The sequence below is a fragment of the Mesorhizobium sp. M7A.F.Ca.CA.002.04.1.1 genome, from assembly GCF_004022805.1.
GTDB classification, from domain to species: domain Bacteria; phylum Pseudomonadota; class Alphaproteobacteria; order Rhizobiales; family Rhizobiaceae; genus Mesorhizobium; species Mesorhizobium ciceri.
This window is the reverse complement of sequence record NZ_RZPL01000253.1, coordinates 1-7148: the sequence shown is the minus strand read 5'-3', so window position 1 is coordinate 7148 and position 7148 is coordinate 1. Positions and strand designations below refer to the sequence as shown.

Genomic DNA, 7148 nt, shown 5'->3' with positions numbered 1-7148 from the left:
GTGTCGTCAAGGCGATCGCCGGTGTCGCCGGCGCCGTCGTCGCGCGGACGGCGGAGAAGAGGGGCGGCGGCATGGAGGCGCCGGTTCCATCGCGCCCCGCACCCAGGCCCGTTCCGCCGGCTGCGCCCGCTGCCGCCGCGCCGCGTGCGGCTCCGCACGCGCCGGCCTCGCACAGCTCGGGCAAGCGTGGCGTGCCCGGTATCGAAGCGATCATTGCCGTTGCTTCCGGCAAAGGCGGCGTCGGCAAGTCGACCACCGCCGTCAACATCGCGCTCGGCCTCGCCGCCAACGGCCTGCGCGTCGGCGTGCTCGATGCCGACATCTACGGCCCGTCCATGCCAAGGCTGCTCAACATCCACGGCCGGCCGCAGACCGTCGACGGCAAGATCCTGAAACCGATGGAGAATTACGGCCTGAAGGTGATGTCGATGGGTTTCCTCGTCGACGAGGAAACGCCGATGATCTGGCGTGGCCCGATGGTGATGTCGGCACTGACGCAGATGCTGCGTGAAGTCGAATGGGGTCGGCTCGACGTGCTCGTCGTCGACATGCCGCCCGGCACCGGCGACGCGCAACTGACCATGGCCCAACAGGTGCCGCTGGCTGGCGCCGTCATCGTCTCGACGCCGCAGGACCTGGCCCTGATCGACGCGCGAAAAGGCCTCAACATGTTCAAGAAGGTCGACGTGCCGCTGCTCGGCATCGTCGAGAACATGAGCTATTTCATCGCCCCGGACACCGGCAAGCGCTACGACATCTTCGGTCATGGCGGGGCGCGGCGCGAGGCCGAGCGCCTTGGCGTCACCTTCCTCGGCGAGGTGCCACTCGAGATGGGCATTCGCGAAAGCTCGGATGCCGGCACGCCGGTTGTCGTCTCCAAGCCCGACGGCGCCGAGGCGAAAATCTACCGCGACATCGCCTCGAAGGTCTGGGACCGGGTTAACGAAGAGCGTGGTGCTGCGGCAGCGGCGGTGCCGAGTATTGTTTTCGAGTAGCTTGTTCGGTAGCCGCCGCTCTGCAGCCTAGGCCGCGCCGACCTTCTCGCCGAAGCTGGAAAAAAACTGTCCGGCCAGTTTCTTCGAGGTCGATTCGATCAGCCGGCTGCCGAGTTGGGCGATCTTGCCGCCGACATCGGCCTTGGCCGCGTAGTTCAATATCGTGGCGTCGGGTCCATCTGCCGTCAGCGTCACGTCGGCGCCACCCTTGGCGAAGCCTGCAATGCCGCCCTTGCCTTCGCCCTGGATGGTGTAGGAGTGCGGCGGCTTCAGGTTCTTCAGCGTCACTTCGCCGTTGAACGTCGCCTTGATCGGTCCGATCTTCACCACCACGGTTGCCGCCATCTCGGTCGGCGACTTCATCTCCAGGCTCTGGCAACCGGGAATGGTCGCCTTCAAGACCTCGGGATCGTTCAGCGCTTCCCACACTTTTTGCAGCGGTGCGGCAATGCGCTCCTCGCCTTCGATCACCAAAGCCATGAAAACCTCCCGGACAAGACTGTCCGAACCCGTAACGCACGGCTTGGTGCGTGTCTATCGCACCAAAGTCCGGTTGCGACCGCACGCCCTCTTGCCTGCTCCCGCGCGTTGCCATATCGATTTGTCTTACAAATACGGAGACCATGATGGCAGGCGCCCCCACCCATAAGAAAAAATTTCGCTCGCAGGAGTGGTTCGACAATCCCGACAATCCGGGCATGACGGCTCTCTATCTCGAGCGCTATCTCAATTACGGCCTGACGCGCGCCGAACTGATGTCCGGCAAGCCGCTGATCGGCATCGCCCAGACCGGCTCGGATCTGTCGCCCTGCAACCGTCATCATATCGAACTGGCCAAGCGTGTGCGCGAAGGCATCGTCTCGATGGGCGGTATTCCGTTCGAGTTCCCCTGCCATCCGATCCAGGAGACCGGCAAGCGCCCGACCGCAGCGCTCGACCGCAACCTTGCCTATCTCAGCCTGGTCGAGGTGCTTTACGGCTACCCGCTCGATGGCGTCGTGCTGACCATCGGTTGCGACAAGACGACGCCGGCGCTGCTGATGGCAGCGGCCACCGTCAACATTCCGGCGATCGCGCTGTCGGTCGGGCCGATGCTCAATGGCTGGCACAAGGGCAAGCGCACCGGCTCCGGTACCATCGTCTGGGAATCACGCCAGCGCCTGTCGGCCGGCGAGATCGATTATGACGAGTTCATGGACATCGTCGCCTCGTCGGCGCCGTCCACCGGCTATTGCAACACCATGGGCACCGCCACCACGATGAACTCGCTGGCCGAGGCGCTTGGCATGCAGTTGCCGGGCTCGGCCGCCATTCCCGCGCCCTACCGCGAGCGTGGCCAGATTTCCTATGAGACCGGAAAACGCATCGTCGAGATGGTGCATGAGGATCTGAAGCCGTCCGACATCATGACGAGAGAGGCTTTCGAGAACGCCATCGTCGTCAATTCGGCCATTGGCGGCTCGACCAACGCGCCGATCCACCTCAATGCCATCGCCCGCCACCTTGGTGTCAAGCTCGACAATGACGACTGGCAGACGGTCGGCCTCAATGTGCCGCTGCTGGTCAATTTGCAGCCGACGGGCGAATATCTTGGCGAGGACTACCATCATGCCGGCGGCGTGCCGGCGGTCATTGCCGAACTGATGAAGGGCGACCTGTTGCCGCATCCCGGCGCACGCACCGTCAACGGCAAGTCGATCGGCGAGAATAGCGAGGGCGTCGCCAACGAAAACCCCGACGTCATCCGCTCTGTCGCCAAGCCGCTGAAGGCCAATGCCGGCTTCATCAACCTCAGGGGCAATCTGTTCGATTCGGCGATCATGAAGACCAGCGGCATCTCGCCCGAGTTTCGCGAGCGCTATCTGTCCAATCCTAGGGATCCCGAGGCTTTCGAAGGCAACGCCATGGTTTTCGACGGGCCGGAGGATTACCACGCCCGCATCGACGACCCGGCGCAAGGCATCGACGAACACACCATCCTGTTCATGCGCGGCGCCGGCCCGGTCGGCTATCCCGGCGGTGCCGAGGTCGTCAACATGCAGCCGCCGGCCTATCTCATCAAGAAGGGCATCCACGCGCTCGCCTGCATCGGGGACGGCCGCCAGTCGGGCACGTCGGGTTCGCCGTCGATCCTCAACGCCTCGCCGGAAGCGGCGATCGGCGGCGGACTGGCGCTGCTCAAGACGGGCGACCGGGTCCGCATCGACTTGCGCAAGGGCACGGCCGACATCCTCGTCACCGACGACGAGATCACCCGGCGCCGCGCCGAACTGCAGAACAATGGCGGCTTCCACTATCCCGAGCACCAGACGCCCTGGCAGGAGATCCAGCGCGGTATGGTCGCGCAGTTTTCGGAGGGAATGGTGCTGAAGCCGGCGGTGAAATACCAGGATGTCGCGCACACCAGCGGTGTCCCCAGGGACAATCATTGATTCTGGATCGACGGATGGCGGCTTGATCAAATCAGGCCGCCGTCGGTTTTCCGGTCAGCGTGTTGCATCGCGGCCGGGTAGGTCGAGAACGGCCACCGTCCTTGACAAGCGCGCCCAACAAATCCACCATCATGACAAGGGGTGCATCGCGACGACCCCGTGAGGCGTCAGCCCAACGTTCGCGTCCAAGCTTCTCTTTTCAGGAGGTGGACGCCATGCCGTCAACAACCGCTATCACCGTACCGCAATTGTCCCGGCTCATAGGTCTGCCGGGCGCCCCAGTCGTTGTCGATGTTCGCATAGATGAAGATTTCGACGCCGATCCGCGGCTGTTGCCGGCGTCGTGCCGTCGCGATTTCAAAACCGTTTCAACCTGGGCGGCCACGTTCGCCGGCAAGCCGGTGGCCGTCGTTTGCCAGAGGGGGCAAAAGCTCTCGCAAGGCGTGGCCGCATGGCTGCGCCATGAGGGGATATCAGCTGAATCTCTCGAAGGCGGGTTTGAGGCCTGGCGCGATGCCGGAGGGCTTTTGGCCCGCACCGCCAAGATGTCGCCACGCAATGAAAAGGGCGCCAACGTCTGGGTGACGCGATCGCGCCCGAAGGTCGACCGCATCGCTTGCCCGTGGCTGATCCGGCGTTTCGTCGACCCCGACGCGGTGTTCCTGTTCGTCGAACCCGCTGAAGTGTTGGCTGTTGCCGACCGCTTTCAGGCCGTGCCGTTCGACATCGACAATGTGTTTTGGAGCCATCGCGGCGAGCGCTGCACCTTCGACACGATGATCGAGGAGTTCGGGCTGGAATCCGCGGCGCTCGATCGCCTCGCTGCAATCGTGCGGGCGGCCGACACTGCAAGCCTTGACCTGGTGCCTCAGGCGGCCGGCTTTCTGGCTGCCTCGCTTGGTCTGTCGCGTATGTACCGCGACGATCTGGAACAACTGGAAGCAGGCATGCTGCTCTACGACGCGTTCTTCCGCTGGTGTCGCGACGCCACCGAAGAAACGCACAACTGGCCGGCTGCGGGTAAGCCGTCGTGACCGCTCTTGTCCCGGACAATAAGGCGGGAACCGTCCCGGTGCCGGCTGCACCGACCTTCACCGAGGCCGTGAAGGTCTGGGCGAAAATCGGATTGCTCAGCTTTGGCGGTCCGGCCGGGCAGATCGCGCTGATGCACAAGGAACTGGTCGAGGAGCGGCGCTGGATCGGTGAGCGGCGTTTCCTGCACGCGCTGAACTACTGCATGCTGCTGCCTGGCCCGGAAGCCCAGCAACTCGCCATCTACATCGGTTGGCTGCTGCACAGGACGGCCGGCGGCCTTGTCGCCGGCATCCTGTTCGTCTTGCCGGGCGCGCTCGTCATGCTCGCCTTGAGCAGCCTCTACGTCCTCTATGGCGACGTGCCGCTTGTCGCGGCGCTGTTTTTCGGGGTCAAGGCGGCTGTGCTTGCCATTGTCGTCGAGGCGGTGGTCCGGATCAGCCGGCGTGCCCTCAAGAACCGGGTCATGGTGTCGATCGCGGTCGCGGCGTTCATCGCCATCTATGCGTTGAATGTGCCCTTTCCGCTCATCGTCCTGCTAGCCGGCCTGACGGGATGGCTGGGGGATCGCATTGCTCCCGCCCTGTTTTTCGGCTCGGCCCATGGCAAGGACGATGTTGCCGACTTCAAGGGAGCGGTCGACCTGATGTTCGAGCGTGGCGAACTGGCCCATGTCAAACCGACCAGATGGCATGCACCGCGCACCGTCGCGATCTGGCTGCCGCTCTGGCTCGGGCCTGTTCTTTTGATCTGGTGGTTCACCGGCTCTGCAAGCGTCTGGACCGAGATAGGCCGGTTCTTCAGTCTCATGGCTGTCGTCACCTTCGGTGGCGCCTATGCGGTCCTCGCTTATGTCGCACAGGCAGCCGTCCAGTCCTTCGGCTGGCTGGTGCCGGGTGAAATGGTCGATGGCCTTGGGCTCGCCGAAACCACGCCAGGGCCGCTCATCCTGGTGCTGCAGTTCGTCGGCTTCATCGCCGCGTTCCGCCATTCCGGCTCGCTGGACCCGTTGGTTGCCGGATCGCTGGGGGCTTTGCTCACTCTGTGGGTGACGTTCACGCCTTGCTTCTTCTGGATATTCCTCGGTGCGCCCTACATCGAGGCCTTGCGCGGCAACAAGGCACTGTCGGCCGCACTGGGCGCGATCACCGCCGCCGTTGTCGGGGTAATTATGAATCTGGCCCTATGGTTTGCCTTGCACGTCATCTTCCGTGAGGTGCACGCAACGGGCCTTGGCATGAACGTGCCGGTGCCTTCGTCGATCGACTGGCGCGCGGCCTTGCTTTCCGTGGCCGCCATGGTCGCCATCCTGAAGCTGAAAGTCGGCATGCTGCCGACACTCGCGCTATCCGCCCTTGCAGGGATCTTGCTGGCGGCGGCTGGTTAGACAGCACCGCCTTTGCAATCCGCTTGCCCACCACCTAAGTGGGCTGGAAATGGAAGGAAACATCATGGCCGGACGGCGATCTTCCCTCGGCTTCCTCGGAGTGTTCGGCCGTTCGGGCGACTTGAGGCAGCTCGACGATGCATTGCGCGGCGCCGATCTGCATCCAGCCCTTGTGCCGGAGGGCGTGAAGCTTACCCTCGTCAATCTCATGAAGGATCGCTGGCCCGACGAGCCGCCACCGGGCACCTATGCGTCGGTGGCACAATTATGCAGCTATTGCATCGCGGGTCCCGAAACCTTCGAGCAAGCCAATGGCCATGAGCGGACGCTGGGAGCCGAGCGCCGCATCGAGGCGGCGCTTGAAGCCGGTGACAGCCTCGACGCGCAGATCGTGCTGATGACGCTGCATGCCAAGCTCATCAACCCCGAAGTCGTCGACCGATACGGGCTCAGCGCGGAATGACGCGAAAGGCAAGATCTGCCTGATTCTCCTAGAGCAATTCTAGGAAAAGTGTGAGCGGTTTTCCGTCTAGAATTGCGTCAAAACAAAGAGTTAGAGCAGATCGCCGTTTCCGTGAAACGGTGAATGCTCTAAGGCAGCCGAGCCGTTCAGGCCCGGCTGATCTCCTCGAGATACCAGCCGATGTAGCGCAGTTCGTTGTATTCCATCGGCGCGATAGGTCCGGGCACGAAATAGTGCGAGCGCACGCCGCGCGCGGTGTGCTCGATGATCTTCTTGTCCTCTTCGGTGGTGATCTTCCACAGCCAGGTCAGCTTCTCCAGATCGTAATCCTGGCCCTCGACCGCGTCGCCGCGCACCAGCCAGATCAGCTCCATCTCGCAGGTGCCAGCCGTTTTCGGGATGAAGCGGTAGATCATGCCGTGATCGGGATAGCATACGAGGAAGGTCGTGCCGCCGAGATGGATGGAAGTGACGCCACCGTCATAGTCGGAGAAGCGTCCCATCAGCGGGGCCACCGGCGATCCATCCTGGCTGCCGCTCGAAACGCCGTCATAGAGCGCATAGCGGAAGGTGTGGATTGCTTCCTGGCCGGCCGCCGAGTTCTGCCAGCGGTTGGCGCTGCCGATCTCGATGCCGAGCGCGCAGGTGCGTTGCTCCATCGCCGCATTGAGCTGCTCGATCATTTCTGCCGGCTTTTCCAGCGCATGCGTCTGCGAATATTCCGGATGCGCCGGCCCGCAATGGTAACATTCGACATAGTTCTCGACGGCGAGCTTCCAGTTGGCGTCGAGCGGATAGGACTGACGATACGCAACCTTGGCGTCGCCCCAGCCATACTG

7 protein-coding genes are annotated in these 7148 nt (G+C 63.3%); 5 read left to right on the top strand and 2 right to left on the bottom strand.

Going from position 1 to position 7148, the window contains the following annotated elements; translation table 11 throughout:
• The coding region (locus ENZ75_RS15175; protein ID WP_164887831.1) for an Mrp/NBP35 family ATP-binding protein at nucleotides 1–995 on the top strand (995 nt) is incomplete at its 5' end.
• Nucleotides 996–1022: 27 nt separating this feature from the next.
• Here ENZ75_RS15175 and ENZ75_RS15170 read toward each other — a convergent pair.
• Nucleotides 1023–1475 carry a carbon monoxide dehydrogenase subunit G gene (locus ENZ75_RS15170; protein WP_013528005.1) on the bottom strand — a complete coding sequence of 151 codons (453 nt, stop codon included), beginning with the start codon at nucleotides 1473–1475 and terminating at the stop codon, nucleotides 1023–1025.
• A gap of 146 nt (nucleotides 1476–1621) precedes the next feature.
• Here ENZ75_RS15170 and ENZ75_RS15165 point away from each other — a divergent pair, with 146 nt between their 5' ends.
• The 4 genes from ENZ75_RS15165 (at nucleotide 1622) to ENZ75_RS15150 (ending at nucleotide 6309) form a co-directional block, all read left to right on the top strand.
• A complete protein-coding gene (locus ENZ75_RS15165) occupies nucleotides 1622–3427 on the top strand; it encodes an IlvD/Edd family dehydratase (RefSeq protein WP_013528004.1) in 1806 nt (601 codons plus the stop codon).
• A gap of 215 nt (nucleotides 3428–3642) precedes the next feature.
• Nucleotides 3643–4461: a chromate resistance protein ChrB domain-containing protein gene (locus tag ENZ75_RS15160; protein ID WP_063169929.1), complete on the top strand. Its 819-nt coding sequence runs from the start codon at nucleotides 3643–3645 to the stop codon at nucleotides 4459–4461.
• Nucleotides 4458–5846, top strand: a complete 1389-nt coding sequence (gene chrA / locus ENZ75_RS15155) for a chromate efflux transporter (RefSeq protein ID WP_063169930.1) — start codon at nucleotides 4458–4460, stop codon at nucleotides 5844–5846. Before ENZ75_RS15160 ends, chrA begins: the two co-directional genes overlap by 4 nt.
• Nucleotides 5847–5910: 64 nt before the next feature.
• The gene (locus tag ENZ75_RS15150; RefSeq protein ID WP_082826722.1) at nucleotides 5911–6309 is read left to right on the top strand and encodes a hypothetical protein; all 399 of its coding nucleotides are present in this window, start codon (nucleotides 5911–5913) and stop codon (nucleotides 6307–6309) included.
• A gap of 146 nt (nucleotides 6310–6455) precedes the next feature.
• Here ENZ75_RS15150 and ENZ75_RS15145 read toward each other — a convergent pair.
• A partial coding sequence (locus ENZ75_RS15145) for an RHO alpha subunit C-terminal catalytic domain-containing protein (protein ID WP_281061238.1) occupies nucleotides 6456–7148 on the bottom strand: 693 nt, incomplete at its 5' end.